This window comes from Streptomyces griseiscabiei (genome assembly GCF_020010925.1).
Lineage (GTDB): Bacteria > Actinomycetota > Actinomycetes > Streptomycetales > Streptomycetaceae > Streptomyces > Streptomyces griseiscabiei.
The window spans coordinates 3,907,206-3,923,901 of sequence record NZ_JAGJBZ010000001.1 but is presented as its reverse complement, the minus strand read 5'-3'; the positions used below and the strand labels follow the sequence as shown (position 1 = coordinate 3,923,901).

Annotated in this window: 18 protein-coding genes; 10 read left to right on the top strand and 8 right to left on the bottom strand. The window is 72.9% G+C overall.

The window, feature by feature from the left end; translation table 11 throughout:
- Positions 1-63: 63 nt before the first annotated feature.
- The 3 genes from J8M51_RS17120 to J8M51_RS17110 form a co-directional block, all read right to left on the bottom strand.
- Entirely contained in the window at positions 64-600 is a 537-nt protein-coding gene (locus J8M51_RS17120) for a hypothetical protein (RefSeq protein WP_086762959.1), read from the bottom strand.
- Positions 593-946 carry a MazG-like family protein gene (locus tag J8M51_RS17115; RefSeq protein WP_086762961.1) on the bottom strand — a complete coding sequence of 118 codons (354 nt, stop codon included), beginning with the start codon at positions 944-946 and terminating at the stop codon, positions 593-595. The genes J8M51_RS17120 and J8M51_RS17115 overlap by 8 nt, the downstream gene beginning before the upstream one ends.
- A gap of 67 nt (positions 947-1,013) precedes the next feature.
- Positions 1,014-1,559, bottom strand: a complete 546-nt coding sequence (locus tag J8M51_RS17110) for a DoxX family membrane protein (RefSeq protein ID WP_086762963.1) — start codon at positions 1,557-1,559, stop codon at positions 1,014-1,016.
- Between the two features lie 178 nt (positions 1,560-1,737).
- On the opposite strand from J8M51_RS17110, the gene J8M51_RS17105 reads away from it, so the two are divergent.
- Together J8M51_RS17105 and J8M51_RS17100 are read left to right on the top strand one after the other, a co-directional pair.
- Positions 1,738-2,064, top strand: a complete 327-nt coding sequence (locus J8M51_RS17105; protein WP_086762965.1) for a nuclear transport factor 2-like protein — start codon at positions 1,738-1,740, stop codon at positions 2,062-2,064.
- A gap of 80 nt (positions 2,065-2,144) precedes the next feature.
- Positions 2,145-3,152, top strand: coding sequence for an aldo/keto reductase (locus tag J8M51_RS17100; protein WP_086762967.1), 1,008 nt, complete (start codon positions 2,145-2,147; stop codon positions 3,150-3,152).
- 30 nt (positions 3,153-3,182) lie between these two features.
- On the opposite strand, the gene J8M51_RS17095 is transcribed toward J8M51_RS17100, so the two are convergent.
- The 3 genes from J8M51_RS17095 to J8M51_RS17085 all read right to left on the bottom strand — a co-directional run bounded on the left by J8M51_RS17095 (position 3,183) and on the right by J8M51_RS17085 (position 6,686).
- Positions 3,183-3,902: an ABC transporter ATP-binding protein gene (locus J8M51_RS17095; protein ID WP_267299256.1), complete on the bottom strand. Its 720-nt coding sequence runs from the start codon at positions 3,900-3,902 to the stop codon at positions 3,183-3,185.
- A 47-nt stretch (positions 3,903-3,949) separates the two neighbouring features.
- Positions 3,950-5,437 carry an ABC transporter permease gene (locus tag J8M51_RS17090; protein ID WP_216588989.1) on the bottom strand — a complete coding sequence of 496 codons (1,488 nt, stop codon included), beginning with the start codon at positions 5,435-5,437 and terminating at the stop codon, positions 3,950-3,952.
- Positions 5,438-5,897: 460 nt separating this feature from the next.
- Positions 5,898-6,686, bottom strand: a complete 789-nt coding sequence (locus J8M51_RS17085) for an SDR family oxidoreductase (protein ID WP_086757850.1) — start codon at positions 6,684-6,686, stop codon at positions 5,898-5,900.
- A gap of 240 nt (positions 6,687-6,926) precedes the next feature.
- On the opposite strand from J8M51_RS17085, the gene J8M51_RS17080 reads away from it, so the two are divergent.
- Positions 6,927-8,588 carry an alkaline phosphatase D family protein gene (locus tag J8M51_RS17080; protein WP_086757852.1) on the top strand — a complete coding sequence of 554 codons (1,662 nt, stop codon included), beginning with the start codon at positions 6,927-6,929 and terminating at the stop codon, positions 8,586-8,588.
- A 49-nt stretch (positions 8,589-8,637) separates the two neighbouring features.
- Here J8M51_RS17080 and J8M51_RS17075 read toward each other — a convergent pair whose 3' ends face one another.
- Positions 8,638-9,708, bottom strand: coding sequence for a Gfo/Idh/MocA family protein (locus J8M51_RS17075; RefSeq protein ID WP_256965285.1), 1,071 nt, complete (start codon positions 9,706-9,708; stop codon positions 8,638-8,640).
- A 99-nt stretch (positions 9,709-9,807) separates the two neighbouring features.
- Between J8M51_RS17075 and J8M51_RS17070 the strand changes: the two genes are divergently transcribed.
- From J8M51_RS17070 to J8M51_RS17050, 5 genes are all read left to right on the top strand, one after another.
- On the top strand, positions 9,808-11,226 hold the full coding sequence (locus J8M51_RS17070) for a multidrug effflux MFS transporter (RefSeq protein ID WP_256965287.1): 1,419 nt from the start codon (positions 9,808-9,810) through the stop codon (positions 11,224-11,226).
- A 77-nt stretch (positions 11,227-11,303) separates the two neighbouring features.
- Positions 11,304-12,356: a serine hydrolase domain-containing protein gene (locus J8M51_RS17065; protein WP_267299255.1), complete on the top strand. Its 1,053-nt coding sequence runs from the start codon at positions 11,304-11,306 to the stop codon at positions 12,354-12,356.
- Positions 12,357-12,421: 65 nt separating this feature from the next.
- Positions 12,422-13,444 carry a small ribosomal subunit Rsm22 family protein gene (locus J8M51_RS17060; protein WP_086763700.1) on the top strand — a complete coding sequence of 341 codons (1,023 nt, stop codon included), beginning with the start codon at positions 12,422-12,424 and terminating at the stop codon, positions 13,442-13,444.
- A 100-nt stretch (positions 13,445-13,544) separates the two neighbouring features.
- Positions 13,545-14,018, top strand: coding sequence for a GNAT family N-acetyltransferase (locus tag J8M51_RS17055; protein WP_086763702.1), 474 nt, complete (start codon positions 13,545-13,547; stop codon positions 14,016-14,018).
- A complete protein-coding gene (locus tag J8M51_RS17050) occupies positions 14,015-14,737 on the top strand; it encodes a VOC family protein (RefSeq protein WP_086763704.1) in 723 nt (240 codons plus the stop codon). Before J8M51_RS17055 ends, J8M51_RS17050 begins: the two co-directional genes overlap by 4 nt.
- Here J8M51_RS17050 and J8M51_RS17045 read toward each other — a convergent pair whose 3' ends face one another.
- Complete coding sequence (locus J8M51_RS17045) at positions 14,738-14,974, bottom strand: DUF6243 family protein (protein WP_179203504.1); 237 nt, start codon at positions 14,972-14,974, stop codon at positions 14,738-14,740.
- A 96-nt stretch (positions 14,975-15,070) separates the two neighbouring features.
- Between J8M51_RS17045 and J8M51_RS17040 the strand changes: the two genes are divergently transcribed.
- Together J8M51_RS17040 and J8M51_RS17035 are read left to right on the top strand one after the other, a co-directional pair.
- Positions 15,071-15,706 (top strand): TetR/AcrR family transcriptional regulator, encoded by a 636-nt coding sequence (locus J8M51_RS17040; protein ID WP_086763708.1) that lies wholly within the window; start codon positions 15,071-15,073, stop codon positions 15,704-15,706.
- 235 nt (positions 15,707-15,941) lie between these two features.
- Positions 15,942-16,694, top strand: a complete 753-nt coding sequence (locus tag J8M51_RS17035; RefSeq protein ID WP_086763710.1) for a bifunctional DNA primase/polymerase — start codon at positions 15,942-15,944, stop codon at positions 16,692-16,694.
- Positions 16,695-16,696: the final 2 nt, after the last annotated feature.

Below are 16,696 nucleotides of genomic sequence, written 5' to 3'. Positions count from 1 at the left end.
GGCGTCACCGGGGTAGGACCCGAGATCGGCCCCACATGGCGTGCGGATCGGCCCGCACGCGGCCTACATGGCGTGCAGGGTGTCGCGGGAGGCCTTGATGAAGACCCTCAGCGCGTCCCAGAACGGTGCGTAGCAGCCGTCGAAGCGGGCCACGGCGCCGGTGTCGCCCGCGATCATGGCCTCGATCGCCTTGTGGAAGGGGCTCGTCGCCCGCCGGACGGTGTTGGCGAGTTCGGCGACGTCCTCGGGTCCCTCCAGCGAGACGACCCAGGTGAGGTTCCGCAGCGCGGCGTACTCGTCCCGCTGCCGCTCCCGCAGCCGCCGCAGCTCCTCGATCCGCTCCGGGTCCAGCCCGCCCTCCTCGGCGCCCCGGACCACGTCGGACACCTTCCAGTGCACGTCGTTCAGCCGCTGCGCCTGCTCCATGAACTCCGCGTACGCCGTCCGCCGCGCCGCCCGCAGCCGCTCCACGCGCTGCGCGTCCGCCGTCGTGTCCGCCTGTATACGGGCCGCCCGCGCGGTCCCCCGGCTGGTCACCCAGCTCGCGAGCACGGCCGTACCGGCGGTGAGCGAGGCGATCCAGAACGCGTTGTCAGCCACGGCGGGCGTCCAGCGAGCGGGCGGTGACCCCGGCGAGATGCTCGGCGAAGACCGCGCGGGCGTCCGGGGTGAGGGTGCGCAGCGCGACCAGGGCCGTGACGACCACGTCGCACAGCTCCGACTGGACGTCCTCCCAGGTGTGCGTGACGCCCTTGCGCGGGTTCTGCCCGGTCACCCCGATGACCGCCTGCGCGACCTCGCCGACCTCCTCCTGCAGCTTCAACATCCGCAACAGCACGCCCTGTTGGCCGCCGTGCGGCTGGTCGGCCTCCAGCCAGGCGTGGAGGAGGGAGACGGACTGCCAGAGGTCGTCGGGGACCTGGGATCGCCGGGGATGCTCGCTCATGGGCGCAGCTTGTCATGCCCCTCTGACAGCGACGGCCGATCTCCGCATCCGTGGCAGAGGAGTGACGTCACTCCTCGAACAGCGCCTCCTGCTCGCCCTCCTTCGCCCTGCGCACCCGCTGGTTGCGCATGCCCACGACCACGGCGGTCACAGCCGCCGTACCGGCGAGCGCCACCGGGACCATCCAGCCCCGGTCGACGACATGGCGGAACGCGTGGTCGAGGGAGAGCCGTCCGGGCCCGGTGACGGCGAGGCCCGCGGCGGCGAGACCCAGCGTCGCGGCGTACTCGTAGCCGCCCTCGGCGTTGAAGAAGCCGTTGGGCGCGTGGATCGCGGTCGCCCCGCCCATCGCGCCCGCCGCGGCGGCACCGGCCGCGGGTGTCGCGAGGCCCAGGGCGAGGAGGGTGCCGCCGCCCAGCTCGGCCAGTCCGGCGGCGGTGGCGCTGGCCTTGCCGGGCGCGTACCCGACGGACTCCATGAACTGGCCGGTCCCCTCGATGCCGTGCCCGCCGAACCAGCCGAACAGCTTCTGCGTCCCGTGCGCGGCGAGCACACCGCCCGTGCCCAGCCGCAGCAGCAACAGCCCCAGATCACGTCGGTCGAACGAGGTCATGAACACTCCCTGGGCAGCACGTGGGTGGATCCGGTGGGTCCCCTCCCGCGTATCCACCGTCGCACCGGTCACACCTGCCCGACCCGCTCGCGCGCCCGTTCGGGTGGCGGGCGGGGCCGCCCGGATTCCGGCGCGCCTCCGGTGGCGTACCCCTGCCGACGGTGTGAGGCTGACCGCCATGACCATCGCACCCGCCAAACTCAGCGACCCGGCCGTCCGCGCCTTCGTCGCCGCGGTGAACGCCCACGACGAGACCGCGTTCTTCGCGCTCCTCACGGACGACGCGACCATGTCGGACGACGGCTCCGACCGTGATGTCGCGGACTGGACCGACCGGGAGATCTTCTCCTCCCACGGCCATATGGAGGTCCAGCGCGAATCCGCGGGCGGCCGCTCCCTGGTCGCCAACTACCGCAACGACACCTGGGGCGAGATGCGCACCGCGTGGCGCTTCACGGTCTCGGAGGACGGCCGGATCAGCCGCTTCGAGACGGGCCAGGCGTAACAGGTCCCCACGCGTCCCCACACGTCCTCGATGCCCGGGGCTTGCGTTCGTGTGCACTCCACCTTCTAACGTCCAGGCCCATGGAGACGAACACGAGCACGAGCACGTCCACGAGGTCGTTGGGCCGCAGCGGGATCCAGGTCAGCGCCCTCGGCTTCGGCTGCTGGGCGATCGGCGGTGAGTGGCGGACCCCCGACGGGCAGCCGCTCGGCTGGGGCAAGGTGGACGACGAGGAGTCCGTACGGGCGGTGCGCCGCGCCCTCGACCTCGGCGTCACCTTCTTCGACACCGCCGACGCGTACGGCACCGGGCACAGCGAGCGGGTGCTCGGCCGCGCCCTCGGCAGGCGCCGCGCGGACGTCGTCGTGGCCACCAAGTGGGGCAACGTCTTCGACGAGCCGACCCGCACCCTCACCGGCCAGGACGACACCCCGGCGCACGCCCGGCGCGCCCTCACCGCCTCCCTGGACCGCCTGGGCACCGACCACGTCGACCTGTACCAGCTTCACCTCTCCGACGCGGACCCCGAGCGCGCGGCCGAACTCCGCGAGACCTGCGAGGAGTTCGTACGGGAGGGCCTCATCCGGGCGTACGCGTGGAGCACCGACGACCCGGACCGGGCCGCCGTGTTCGCCGAGGGGCCACACTGCGCGGCCGTGCAGCACCGGCTGAACATCCTCCAGGACGCGCCCGAACTCCTCGCGCTGTGCGAGCGGTTCGAGCTGGCGAGCATCAACCGCAGCCCCCTCGCCATGGGGTTGCTCACCGGCAAGCACTCCGCCGGACGCGCCCTGGAGGCCGGTGACATCCGCTCCACGCCGCCCGCCTGGCTGCCGGGCTTCACCGCCGACTCCGGCGCCGACCCGCAGTGGCTCGGCCGGGTCGAGGCACTGCGCGAGATCCTCACCAGCGGGGGCCGTACGCTCGCGCAGGGCGCCCTCGCCTGGATCTGGGCCCGCAGTCCGCGGACCGTGCCCATCCCCGGCTTCCGCTCGGTCGCCCAGGCCGAGGAGAACGCGGGCGCCCTCGCGAAGGGGCCGCTCACCGCGGACCAGGTGGCCGACATCGACCGGATCCTGGGGCGGTGAACGGCCCGCACGGCAGCCCCGGCGGGGGCCTCAGCCCGCGAACTGCGTCTGCGTCTGTGCCTCTGTATGCGCTTGCGCTTGCTCCGTGAGCGTCAGCTGTCCCGCCCTGATGGTGGCGAGCCGGGGCGCGCGGCGGGCGATCGACGAGTCGTGGGTGACCAGGACGAAGGTGAGGCCCTGCTCGCGCCACAGCCCCTCCAGCAGGGCCATGATCTCGTCGCGGGTGCCCTCGTCGAGGTTGCCGGTGGGCTCGTCGGCGAGGAGCACCTTGGGCCGCTTGACCAGGGCGCGGGCGATGGCGACGCGCTGCTGCTGGCCGCCGGACAGCTCGGACGGGGCGTGGGTGAGGCGCTCGCCCAGGCCCACCGAGCGCAGTGCCTCGGCGGCCCGCTCGCGCCGCTCGGCGGGCTTGACGCCGAGCGGGACGAGCGCGGTCTCGACGTTCTCCTGCGCGGTCAGGGTGGGGATGAGGTTGAACGCCTGGAAGATGATGCCGATCTTCTCGGCGCGCAGCCGGGTCAGCTTGGCCTCGCTGATGGAGCCGAGGTCCACACCGTCCAGTTCGACGCCGCCCTCGGAGGGGCGGTCGAGGCCGCCGATCATCTGCAGGAGGGTGGACTTGCCGCCGCCGGTGGGGCCCTGGATGACGAGCTGGTCGCCGTCCTCGATGACGAGGTCGATGCCGCGCAGCGCCTCGATGGTCTCCTTGCCCCGCTTGTAGCGCTTGGTGACGCCGGTGAGCTTGTACATGGGTTACTCCGTAGGTCTGGCGTGAGGTCCGGGATGGCGGGCGGGGGTCAGGACACGCTGCGGAGCGCGTCCGCGGGCCGCATCCGGGAGGCGCGCCAGCCGCCCATGGCCCCGGCGATCAGACCGCCGGCGATGGCGAGGCCGGCCGCGAGCGCGATGGTGGAGAGGGAGACGGGCGCGGAGAGCGCGATCTCCAGGGCGTTCGAGCTCTGCTGGCCGGGGCCGCCGCCCCCGCCGGGACCGCCGCCCATGCCGCCCCCGCCCATGCCGCCGGTGTTGCCCAGCTCCGCCTTGAGGGTCGGGCTGATGGCGGTCACGGTGTAGGCGGCGGCGAGACCGAGCGCGATGCCGAGGGCGCCACCGAGCAGACCGTTCACGATGGACTCGCCCACGACCTGCCGGGTGACCTTGCGGCTGGGCCAGCCGAGCGCCTTCAGCGTGCCGAACTCGCGCACCCGGCGGGAGACCGCCGAGGAGGTGAGGAGCGCGGCCACCAGGAACGCGGCGGCGAGCACGGCGAGGGACAGCCACTTGCCGACGCTGGTGGCGAGGTTGGAGGCGGTGGTCAGCGAGCCGGAGACGGTCTCGGCGAGATCGGCGGAGGTGGTGACCGTGGTCCCCGAGATGTTCTTCTGGATGGTCGCCTTGACCGCGTCGATCTGCTGCGAGTCGGTGGCCTTGACGTAGATCGTGGTGACGGTGTTCTTGGCGTCGCCGAGCGTCTGCGCCTGCTTCAGCGGCAGATAGACGTCGGTGGTGGACTCGCTGCTGTCGGGGGTGGCGATCCCGATGATCTCGTACTTGGTCCCGGAGATCTTGATCTTCTCCCCGACCGTGTACTCGTTCTCCTTGGCGTACGACTTGCTGACCACCGCGACCTTGGCGTTCGTCTGCGCTGCCGTGAACGTCCCGCCCTTGGTGATCTTCGAGGTGGCGAGCGGGCCGAGGTCCTGGTCCGTGACGTCGACACCGGCGACGGAGTAGCTGTCGACGCCGAAGGAGGCGCCGCCGCCCTCGACGCGGGGCTGGCCGGAGCCGCCCTGGGTGGTGCCGCCGCCGGGGCCGCCGCCCTGGCCCTGCTGCTGGGAGGTGTCGTCGGTGCGGGCCTCGCCCTGGGTGAAGGAGCCGTCGACCTTGGTGACGTTGAGGCTGAGGGCGCCCACGGCCTCGGCGACCCCGTCCTGCTTCGCGACCTCGGCGACGAGCGAGGACTTCAGGGTCTGCCCGCCCTGGGTCATCACCCGGTCCGAGCTCTGCTCCTCCCCGTCGTCGCCGTCGGCGGTGGCGTCGAACTCGAATCTGGGCCCGCCCTGTTCCCCGTCGTCCCCGGAGGGCGCCTCCCTGGCCTTGGTGACCGTCATGTCGGTGCCGAGACCGTAGAGCGACTGAAGGACCTTGTCCTGCGCCTGCCGCATCCCCGCCGAGACCGAGTTGACGGTGATGACCAGCGCGATTCCGAGCGCCAGACCCATGGCGATGACCAGAGCCGCCTTCTTCCGCCGGCTCAGCTCCCGCTTGAGATAGATGCCAAACATCCCGTTCCTCAAAGGTTCTTGGCGCCCGCTGTGGGCGCGGTCACAAGCTAGGGAGGAACCTTTGAGGGGCCCTGAGTAAGGAATGTGTGAGGCCTGAGAAATCGGCGCCCGGGATCAGATTTCGATAAGACAGCCCATTCCTGGGCCACCCATGGGCCATTGCCAGGAAACGCGGCTTGGATACCGCCCGGAGAAGCGCGTACCGGGGGTGAATGTCGGCGGGCGGCCGTTCCGTGCTCCGGTGCTTACCTCGCGGTCCCACGCGAGGTCCGCCCCCTTCCGGACCACGGAACGGCCGCCCGCCACCCCCCTCGGGTTGGCCACGGAAGCCGCCGCCTCCAAGTGTGAAGCTCTCGTGGAGACGAGTCCTGAGCATATGCCTCCCACGTGCCCGAATGGACCGGAGGGGAGTCTTCCGTTTGTGCAAGTTGAGGTGTGGACGAGTCCCGCCGCGGCTGCCTCAGCCCCGCCCGATGTACGGCATCGTCGTAGCCATCACCGTCGCGAACTGCACATTCGCCTCCAACGGCAGCTCCGCCATGTGCCGGACCGTGCGGGCCACGTCGGCGACGTCCATCACGGGCTCGGGGAGCGGTTCCCCGTTCGCCTGGGGGACTCCCTTCGCCATGCGTTCGGTCATGTCCGTCGCCGCGTTGCCGATGTCGATCTGGCCGACGGCGATGCCGTGGGGGCGGCCGTCCAGGGAGAGGGACTTGGTGAGGCCGGTCAGGGCGTGCTTGGTGGCGGTGTAGGCGACGGAGTGCGGGCGGGGGGTGTGGGCGGAGATGGAGCCGTTGTTGATGATCCGGCCGCCCCGCGGGTCCTGGTCCTTCATCTGGCGGTAGGCCGCCTGGGCGCACAGGAACGCCCCGTTGAGGTTGGTGTCGACGACGTGCCGCCAGGCCGCGTAGTCCAGCTCCTCCACCGGCACCCCGCCCGGTCCGAAGGTGCCCGCGTTGTTGAACAGCAGGTCCAGCCGGCCGAACCGGTCGCGCACGGCGGCGAGCAGCGCCTCCACGTCGCCGGGGCGGGAGACGTCCGTACGGACGCACAGCGCCTCCGGGGACCCGCCGTGCGGGCCGGCGCCCGCCTCGGCCGCCGCCTCGGCCGCCGTCTCGGCGAGCCGGTCCTCGCGGCGGCCCGCCAGCGCCACCGACCAGCCGGTGCGCAGCAGTTCCACGGCCACGGCACGGCCGATGCCGGAGCCGGCGCCTGTCACGATCGCGATCTTGGTTCGCATAGCGTTCATGGCCTCGCAGCGTAAGGGAGGTGATGAGTCCGGCCGCGGAGGAAGGGCCCGCCGTCCGGAACGACCGGGCCGTCCGGAACGACCGGGCCGTCCGGGGAAAACGGGCCATCCGGAACATCCGGAACGGTCGGAACATCCGGAACTCATACGTCCGCCACCTGGCTGTTGTGTACGTGACACAAGATCGTCGAACCTGGCCACTCCAATGACTTACGACAACTACCGTCAGGAGAGGGCCAGATGACACGCGCAGCCCACGGACCGACGCAGCCCCGTTCGTCGCACGCCTCCGAACTCCGCGCAGCCGCCCGGCACTTCGACCGCCGTCGCTTCCTCACCGTCACGGGCGCCGCCGCCGCGCTCGCCTTCGCGACGAACCTCCCGGCCGCCGGCGCCGCTGCCGCCGCCACGCTCGACGCTCGGCGCATCACCGAGGACCCGTTCACCCTCGGCGTGGCCTCCGGCGACCCGCTGCCCGGCTCCGTGCTCCTGTGGACCCGGCTCGCCCCGGCCCCGTACCAGCCGGACGGCGGACTGCCCGCCGAACGCGTCGCCGTCCACTGGGAGTTGGCCCACGACGAGAACTTCCGGCGGATCGTCAGACGTGGCACCGCCACCGCCCACCCCGAGTTCCACCACACCGTCCACGTCGAGGTCGCCCACCTCGCTCCCGGGCGCGTCTACCACTACCGCTTCCGCACCGGCGCCTGGATCAGCGAGACCGGCCGCACCCGCACCGCCCCCGGCCGCGGCCATCTGACCGGCGCCACCGGCCTCTCCTTCGCCGCGGTCTCCTGCCAGCGCTACGAACAGGGCTACTACACCGCCTACCGGCACCTCGCGGACGAGGACATCGATGTCGTCTTCCACCTCGGGGACTATCTGTACGAGTACGCCGTCAACTCGGTGGGCGGCGCCCGCAACTACACCGACCGCGTCCTGCCCGACGTCTTCAACCACGAGACGGTCACCCTGGAGGACTACCGGCTGCGCTACGCCCTCCACAAGACCGACCCCGACCAGCGGGCCGCCCACGCCGCGCACCCCTTCGTCGTCACCTGGGACGACCACGAGACCGAGAACAACTACGCGGGCGACAACCCCGACGGCGGCGAGCCCTCCGAGGAGTTCCTGCTGCGCCGCGCCGCCGCCTACCGCGCGTACTGGGAGAACCAGCCGCTGCGCCGCCCGCAGCGCCCCGAGGGCCCCGACATGAAGCTCTACCGCCGCTTCCGGTGGGGCCGCCTGGCCCAGTTCGACATACTCGACACCCGCCAGTACCGCTCCAACCAGGCACAGGGCGACGGCTGGCAGATCCCCGGGCCGGAGTCCCACGATCCCGCCCGCACGATGACCGGGGCCACACAGGAACGCTGGCTCCTCGACGGCTGGGACCGGTCCGACGCCGTCTGGAACGTCGTCCCCCAGCAGGTCACCTTCTCCCAGCGCCGCAACGCCGTCGGCGACGTCTACCGGGTGGCGATGGACGCCTGGGACGGCTACACCGCCTCCCGCGAACGCCTCCTCGCGGGCGCGGAGGCCGCCGGCGTCGAGAACCTGATGGTCCTCACCGGCGACGTCCACGTCGGCTACGCCTTCGACATCAAACGCGACTTCGACGACCGCTCGTCCCGCACCGTCGGCACGGAACTCGTCGCCACCTCGATCAGCAGCGGCGGCAACGGCTCCGACAGGCCCGCCAACTGGGACACCTATATGACCGCCAACCCCCACATGCGCTTTTACCACGGCCGCCGGGGATACCTCACCGTCGCCCTCGACCGCGAGGCCGCCCGCGCCGACTTCAGGGCCGTCCCGTACGTGACGACCCCCGGGGCCGGCATCTCCACGGTGGCGTCCTTCGCGGTCGAGGCGGGCAGCCCGGGGCTCACACCGGCGTAGGGAGGCGGGGTGGGCCGCGAACGAACCTTCGTTTTGCCGGCGGCCCGTCCTACGCGAACGAACCTTCGTTCTGCCGCTCCTCGCCGGGATAGCGCACCCCGATACGGTCCCGGATCGCGTCCAGGGTGCGCATCACGGCGAGGGTGCCGTCGAGGGGGACGAGCGGGGACTCCGTCTCGCCGGCGCGCAGGGCCCGCATGACCTCCCCGGCCTCGTGCCGGAAGCTGTTGCGGGGCCCGTCGGCCGGGTCCGCGGCGAAGGTCTGCGGGTCACGGCCGTCACGGTGGAGGACGAACCGGTCCGGGAAGAAGAAGCCGGACGGAACGTCGATACGGCCCTCGGAACCGGTCACCGAGGCCGACGTGCCCGTACCGCCCACGATGGAACAGTGCAGCGAGGCGACGGCACCGCTCTCCCACGACAGCAGCATGCCGGTCTGGAGGTCGACGCCCTCCTCGGAGAGCACCGCCCGCCCCGTCACGTCCGACGGCTCCCCGAGCAGCAGTTGAGCGAACGACACCGGGTACACCCCGAGGTCGAGCAGCGCGCCCCCGCCCTGCGCCGGATCCCGCAGCCGGTGCGAGGGCGGGAACGGCCCGGAGATCCCGAAGTCGGCCTGCACGGTCCGCACCTCACCGATCGCGCCGTCCCGCACCAGCTCCGTCAGCCGCCGCACCAGCGGATTGCAGTACGTCCACATGGCCTCCATCAGGAACCGCCCGCGCTCCCGGGACAGCGCGACCAACTCCTCCGCCTCCCGCACGTTCAGCGTGAACGGCTTCTCGCACAGCACGGCCCGCCCCGCCTCCAGACACATCCCGGCGGCCACCCGGTGCGCCGAGTGCGGAGTGGCGACGTACACCACGTCCACGTCCGTGTCCTCGGCGAGCGCGCGCCAGTCGCCGTACGCCCTCGGTATCCCGAACCGTTCCGCGAAGGCCTTCGCCGAGGCCTCGGTGCGCGAGGCCACCGCCACCACCTCGGCGTCCGGCAGGTCGACGAGGTCGGCGGTGAAGGCCGCGGCGATCCCGCCGGTCGCCAGGATCCCCCACCGCACACGGCCGTCGTTCGACCGTCCGTCGCCCGCTCGTCCGTCGCCCGGTCGTCCGTCGTTCGGCATCGCCACCCCTGTCCTCGGCCCCGGGGCGGGAATGTGACCCCACCCACGTCGTACGAGCTGAGAGCATAGGCGGCGGACCGAACGGAGAGGGAGGGGCACATGCCCGAGGGGCACATACCGGGCTCGGCGCAGGCCGGGCCGGACACGACGGTCGCGGGGGAGGCCGCGCGGCCACAGGCGCCGCCCGCGAACCCCGCGGCACTCCGCCGCACCGGTCTCCTCGTCACCCTCATCCTCGGCGGGCTCACCGCGACCCCGCCGCTCGCGATGGACATGTACCTCCCGGCCCTGCCGGACGTCACCGACTCCCTGCGCGTCCCCGCCACCACGGTCCAGCTCACCCTCACGGCCTGTCTCGCGGGCATGGCGCTCGGCCAGCTGCTGATCGGCCCGATGAGCGACCGGTTCGGCCGCCGCCGCCCGCTGCTCCTCGGCCTCGCCGTCTACATCGTCGCCACCGCGCTCTGCGCCCTCGCCCCCACCGTCGAGACCCTCATCGCCTTCCGGCTGGTGCAGGGCCTCGCCGGCTCGGCCGGGATCGTGATCGCCCGTGCCGTGGTCCGCGACCTGTACGACGGCGACGCGATGGCCCGGTTCTTCTCCACCCTGATGCTGGTCTCCGGGGTGGCCCCGATCATCGCGCCGCTGATCGGCGGCCAGGTCCTGCGGGTCACGGACTGGCGGGGCGTCTTCGTCGTCCTCACGGGCATCGGCATCGCGCTCCTCGCTGTCGTCTGGGCGCGGCTCCCCGAGACGCTCGACCCCGCCGAACGCCACGCCGGCGGCATCGGCGAGACCCTGGGCGCCATGCGCGGGCTGCTCACCGACCGGGTCTTCATGGGCTACACGCTCGCCGGCGGCTTCGCCTTCGCCGCCCTCTTCGCCTACATCAGCGCCTCCCCGTTCGTGATCCAGGAGATCTACGGCGCCTCCCCGCAGACGTTCAGCCTGCTCTTCGGCGTCAATTCCGTCGGCCTCGTCGTCGTCGGCCAGATCAACGGCAAGCTCCTGGTCGGCCGCGTCAGCCTGGACAAGGTCTTCGCGGTGGGCCTCGCGGTCGTCGCCGTCTCCGCGACCGCGCTGCTGCTGATGTCCCTGGGCGTCTTCGGCGAGGTCGGTCTCGCCCCGGTGGCGGCGGCCCTGTTCGTGCTGATGTCCGCCATGGGCGTCACCCTCCCCAACACCCAGGCCCTCGCCCTGATGCGGGTCAGGCACGCGGCGGGTTCCGCGTCGGCGCTGCTGGGTACCTCGTCCTTCCTGATCGGCGCGATAGCGTCCCCCCTGGTCGGCGTCGCGGGCGAGGACACGGCCGTGCCCATGGCCGTCGTCCAGGTGACCGCGACCCTGGTGGCCGCGGCCTGCTTCGTGGCACTGTGCCGTCCTTGGAACAGGCGTACGACGACGGGCACTTCGGCGGATCCGGAGGGCCCGGAGGGTCCGGAGGGTCCGGAGGGTCCGGCCGCGGACGCGCCGGCGGGCAGGGCGTCGGACCCGACGACGGAGGGAGCGGAGAGCTGAGCGCGCCGAGACTGCGCACGGACACCCCGGAACGGGCCGGACTCGACCCCGAGGAACTGCGCCGCCTCGTGGAGGACGTGCGCGCACTGACGGAGGGGGACCCGCCCCGGGCCCCCGCCGCCGTGGTCCTCGCCGGGCGCGGCCCCGTCGTCGCCGTCGAGGAGGCGGCCGGCTGGGCGGTCCGCTACGAGGCCTACGACGAACGCGCCGGCCGGGGCCGGGAACTGCCGCCGGACGCCCGCGTCCCGGCGACCCCCCACACCCCGTTCGACCTGGCCTCCCTCACCAAGCTGTTCACCGCCGTGGCCGCCGTCCAGCAACTGGAACGCGGCACCCTCGGCATCGACGCGAAGGTGGCGGCGTACCTCCCCGACTTCACGGGCGCCGCCACACACGGCCTCACCGTCCGCCACCTCCTCACCCACACCTCCGGGCTCCGCCCCGAACTCCCGCTGTACGACTGCCCGTCCGCCGCCGCCCGGCTGGCGATGCTCCGCGCGGAGGCCCCGACGACACCGCCGGGCGGGGCCCACCTCTACTCCGACCTGAACCTGCTGCTCCTCCAGCACGTCCTGGAACGCCTCACCGGCCGGACCCTCGACGTCCTGATCCGCGACGGCATCACCCACCCGCTCGGCATGGTGTCGACGACCTTCGGCCCCTGCCCGGCCGCCGCCGCGACGGAGGACCAGCGCCGGCCCTGGGCGAAGGCGGACCGGGGCATGGTGCGCGGCGAGGTCCACGACGAGAACGCCTGGTCCCTCGGCGGCGCGGCCGGTCACGCGGGCCTCTTCTCGACCGCCCGCGATCTGGCGGTCTTCTGCCGCACCCTGCTGGCCGGCGGCTCCTACGGGCCCGCCCGCATCCTCGGCCCCGACTTCGTCGAGCTGATGTTCACCCCACCGGGCCTCGGCTTCGCCCTCGACCAGCCCTGGTTCATGGGCGGGCTGGCGGGCCGGGGCGCGGCCGGCCACACCGGCTTCACCGGCACGTCCCTGGTCCTCGACCGGGCCACGGACACCTTCCTCGTCCTCCTCACCAACGCCGTCCACCCCCGCCGGGGCGCCCCCCTCAACGCGGCCCGGGCGGCGGCGGGGACACGGGTGGCGCGGGCGGTGCGGGGGATGTGAGGCGGACGTGAGGGGGAGGGGGCAGGCACGGCGAGAGGTGCCCGGGGGCCTCGTAGAATCGCCGCGTGAACGCCCCCACCTCTGCCGCCGCCTCCTCCGCCGACACCCTCCGTGGCGCGCTCGCCGGGCTCCTCGACGGACTGCCGCCGAAGTCGGCCGCGCGGGCGGTGGAGCGGCTGATCGCGAACTACCGGGGCCGGACGCCGACGGACGCGCCGGTGCTGCGGGACCGGTCGGACGTGGTCGCGTACGCGGCGTACCGGATGCCGGCGACGTTCGAGGCGGTGTGCTCGGCGCTGGAGGCGTTCGCGGCGGCGGTGCCCGGGTGGGTGCCCGCGGACCATGTGGATGTCGGCGGGGGCACGGGCGCGGCGACCTGGGCGGTGCACGCGACCTGGGACGGAAGCCGTCCGGTGACGGTGCTCGACTGGGCGGAACCGGCGCTGACGCTCGGCCGGGAGATCGCCGCGGCGAACCCGGAGCTGACGGCCGCCGAGTGGCGGCGTGCCCGGATCGGCTCGGCGCTCACCGTCGAGAGCACGGATCTGGTCACCGTCTCCTACGTCCTCGGCGAGCTGACCGCCGCCGACCGCACCGCCGTCGTCGAGGCCGCCGCGACCGCCGCCCAGGCCGTCGTGATCATCGAGCCCGGCACCCCCGACGGCTACGCCCGCGTCATCGAGGCCCGCGAACGGCTGATCGCCGCCGGGTTCCACATCGCCGCCCCCTGCCCGCACAGCGCGGCCTGCCCCATCGTCCCCGGCGAGGACTGGTGCCACTTCTCGGCCCGGGTCAGCCGTTCCTCCCTGCACCGCCGGGTCAAGGGCGGCTCGCTGCCGTACGAGGACGAGAAGTTCAGCTACGTCGCCGCCACCCGCTTCGCCCCGGTCCCGGCCCCCGCCCGCATCGTCCGCAAGCCGCAGATCCGCAAGGGCCAGGTCCTGCTGGACCTCTGCGAGACCGAGCCCGCCCTCGGCCGCACCACCGTCACCAAGCGCCACGGCCTCCTCTACCGGGCGGCCCGCGACGCGGAGTGGGGCGATTCCTGGCCGCCGGCCGGGGACGACGAGCAGCCGGACCGTGCCTGACGAACCACCGGACCGGGCCTGACGAGCAGCCGGACCGTGCCTGACGAGGCCGCGTAAATCACTTGCGGCCCGCACACCCGTTCCGGCTAACTCGTCGATCATGTCCACCACCCCACAGCTGGCCGAGATAACCCCCGCCAACCTCGACGCCGCGCTCGGCGTCCGCATCCGCCCCGACCAGGAACACCTGGTGGAGCCGGTCGAGAAGTCGCTGGCCGAGGCGTACGTGCACCCCGGTGTCGCCTGGCCCCGGCTCGTCCTGGACGGTGACCGGGCCGTCGGCTTCCTGATGGCCTTCCTCGACATCGACTGGAAGGGCGACGGCTCGGGCACCGACATCCGCTCCGGGCTCTGGCGGCTCAACATCGCCGCGGACGCGCAGGGGATGGGCTACGGCCGGTTCGCCGTCGAGGCGGTGGCCGCCGAGATCCGCCGCCGCGGCGGCGACCGCCTCTTCGTCACCTGGCACCCCGGGCCCGACGGCCCGGAGGCCTTCTACCTCGGCCTCGGCTTCCGTACGACGGGGGAGACCAGCGGCGACCAGACGGTCGGGGTGCTGGAGCTGACCGGATGACCGCCGGCCCCGCCGCCCCGACCGGGTTCTGCTGGCTGGACATCAAGACCCGCGACCTGCCCGGCACCGGGGCCTTCCTCGCCGCCGCCCTGGACTGGCGCTGTGCCGTCGACGAGGACGACTGGCGCCGGGCGACGAAGATCAGCACGGCGGACGGGCACCCGGTCGGCGGGGTGAGCGACCTTGCCCAGCCCGTCTACCCGCCCGGGACCCCCGCCCACATCGCCTACTACCTGGCGGTCGACGACCTCGACCGCCGTACGGACAGGGCGGTGGCGCGCGGGGCCGAGCTGGTCGTCCCGCCCTTCGACGCGGGAGACCAGGGCCGTCTGGCCACCCTGGTCGATCCGGTGGGGGCCGCCGTCTCGCTCTGGCAGCCTTACCGGTTCGGCGGGTGGCGGTTCCCGCCGGGCTCTCCCGGCACCCCGCACCGCATGGTCCTGACCTGTGAACGGCCGGACCGGGCCCGGGACTTCTACCGCGAGGTGACCGGCACGGACGTCGCCCACGCGGACTTCACCGCCGCCGCCACCGGGTCCGCGGCCCCGCGGTGGGAGCTGACGGTCGGGGCGGACGACCCGACCGCCGTCGCCGCGCGGGTGCACGCGCACGGTCGGGGCCGGGCCTCGTGGCCCGACGACCCCGACCGCTCCGTACTACGGCTGACCAGCCCGGACGGGCTCACCCTCCGGGTGGTCCGGGCCCGGGGCCGCATCTGATCACGAGGACTCGTCGGCCGCGCGGTCACCGGCTGTGCGGTCGCCCCGGCGTTCCTCCTGTTCGCCTCGGCGCGCCTGCTTCTCCTGGAACCTGCGCAGCAGCTCCCGCTTCTGGGCCTGGGCGTCGAGCCCGCCGCCGACGCGGCGGTCGGCGGGGCCGCCGCGCAGGGCGTCGCGGCCCAGGTTCCGACGGGAGCCGCCGACTCCCAGCATGTTCCCTGCTCCACCTCGGGTCATGACACTCCCCTTCACTGCGACGATACGGTTCGTCTCGTAAGACTCCTCCACTGTGTGGCGAGACGCACCGTCTTGTCAACCTGATAAATTCGGGGCATGGCCAACAAGACCGCCCCTGATTCCGCCCGGCGCAGCGAGAAGTCGCGCCGCGCCATCTACGACGCCGCCCTCGCCCTCGTCGGCGAGGTCGGGTACCAGAAGACGACCATCGAGGGCATCGCGGCCCGCGCCGGTGTCGGCAAGCAGACGATCTACCGGTGGTGGTCCTCCAAGGGAGAGGTGCTGCTGGAGGCGTTCATCGACCTGAGCGCCCAGGCGGCGGAGGCCGCGGCCCGGCCCGAGGTCATCGGGGACGGGGCCGAGTACGAGATCCCGGACACCGGGGACCTCGAAGCCGACCTCAAGGCGGTCCTGCGCGCCACCGTCGACGAACTCCTCGACCCCCGGTTCGAAGTCCCCTCGCGCGCCCTGGCCGCCGAGGGCGTGGTCAACCGCGAGCTCGGTGTCGAGTTCGTCGGCAAACTGCTCGAACCCCAGCTCCAGCTGTATGTGAAGCGGCTGCGCGCGGCCCAGGAGCGGGGGGCCGTACGCGCCGAGATCGACCCGCGTATCGCCCTGGAGCTCTTCGTCTCCCCGCTCGCCCAGCGCTGGCTGCAGCACACGGGCCCCATCTCGTACGACTACACGGACACCCTCGTTGAGTACGCCCTGTACGGCCTCGCACCCCGCTGAGCCCTGTCAACTCCCCGCCCGAGTGTGATCAATCCGACCAAGTGGCGCCCAAAGGGCGTCCGGGCGGTACCCGCGACCGGCCCCTAAATCCCGCCAAAGCGCGCCATAGCACACCATCGCTGTCCGCACCCCGGCATCGCCCCACCTACCCCGGATGGGGGCTCCGGCCACCCTCGGCGCAGGATGGTGCGACGATGAAGCATGCTGTCCGCACCACAGCGAGGCGAGGCGATAGATGAGCGCGACGTTCGGCGGCCGGAGCGGTCGGCAGGGCAGGATCTCCGAGTGGCTGCGTGCCCGTCGTACCGGCCGCCCGCTCGACGGGGCCGCCGACGACACCGGCCGTGAGGAGCTGCTGCTCGCCGCGGCCGCCGCCGGACTCCCGCTCGCGCCCGCCGCGCACCCCTCGGGCTACCGGTGTTCCTGCGACCGCGTGGGCTGTCCCACCCCGGCCCGGCACCCGGTGTCCTTCGCCTGGCAGACGCAGTCCACCACCGACCGCGCCCAGATCGAGCGCTGGGCCCGGCACCAGCCCGGGGCCAACTTCATCACCGCGACCGGCATGGTCCACGACGTGCTGGACGTACCCTTCGCCGCCGGCAGCGAGGCCCTGGAGCGGCTGCTCGCCGCCGGGATCGAGGTGGGGCCCGTCGCGGAGTCCGAGTCCGAGTCCGGCGAGGGACGGCTGCTCTTCTTCACCCTCACCCGGGGCACTCCCGAGGACGAGGACGAGTGGTGGCCCTGCGAGCTGGACTGCCATCCGGAGACCATGGACGAGCACCCGGGCCTGCGCTGGCACTGCCGGGGGTCCTACGTCCTCGTCCCGCCGGCCCGGCTCCCCGGTGATCTCACGGTCCACTGGGTACGCGGCCCGGAACACCCGCTGCCGGACCCGCTGAGCCTGCTGGAGATCCTCACCGACGCCTGCTCCCGCCATGTGGGCGAGCAGTCGGACCACGCGGGCACGGCCTGGCCCTCCCGGGGCTGACG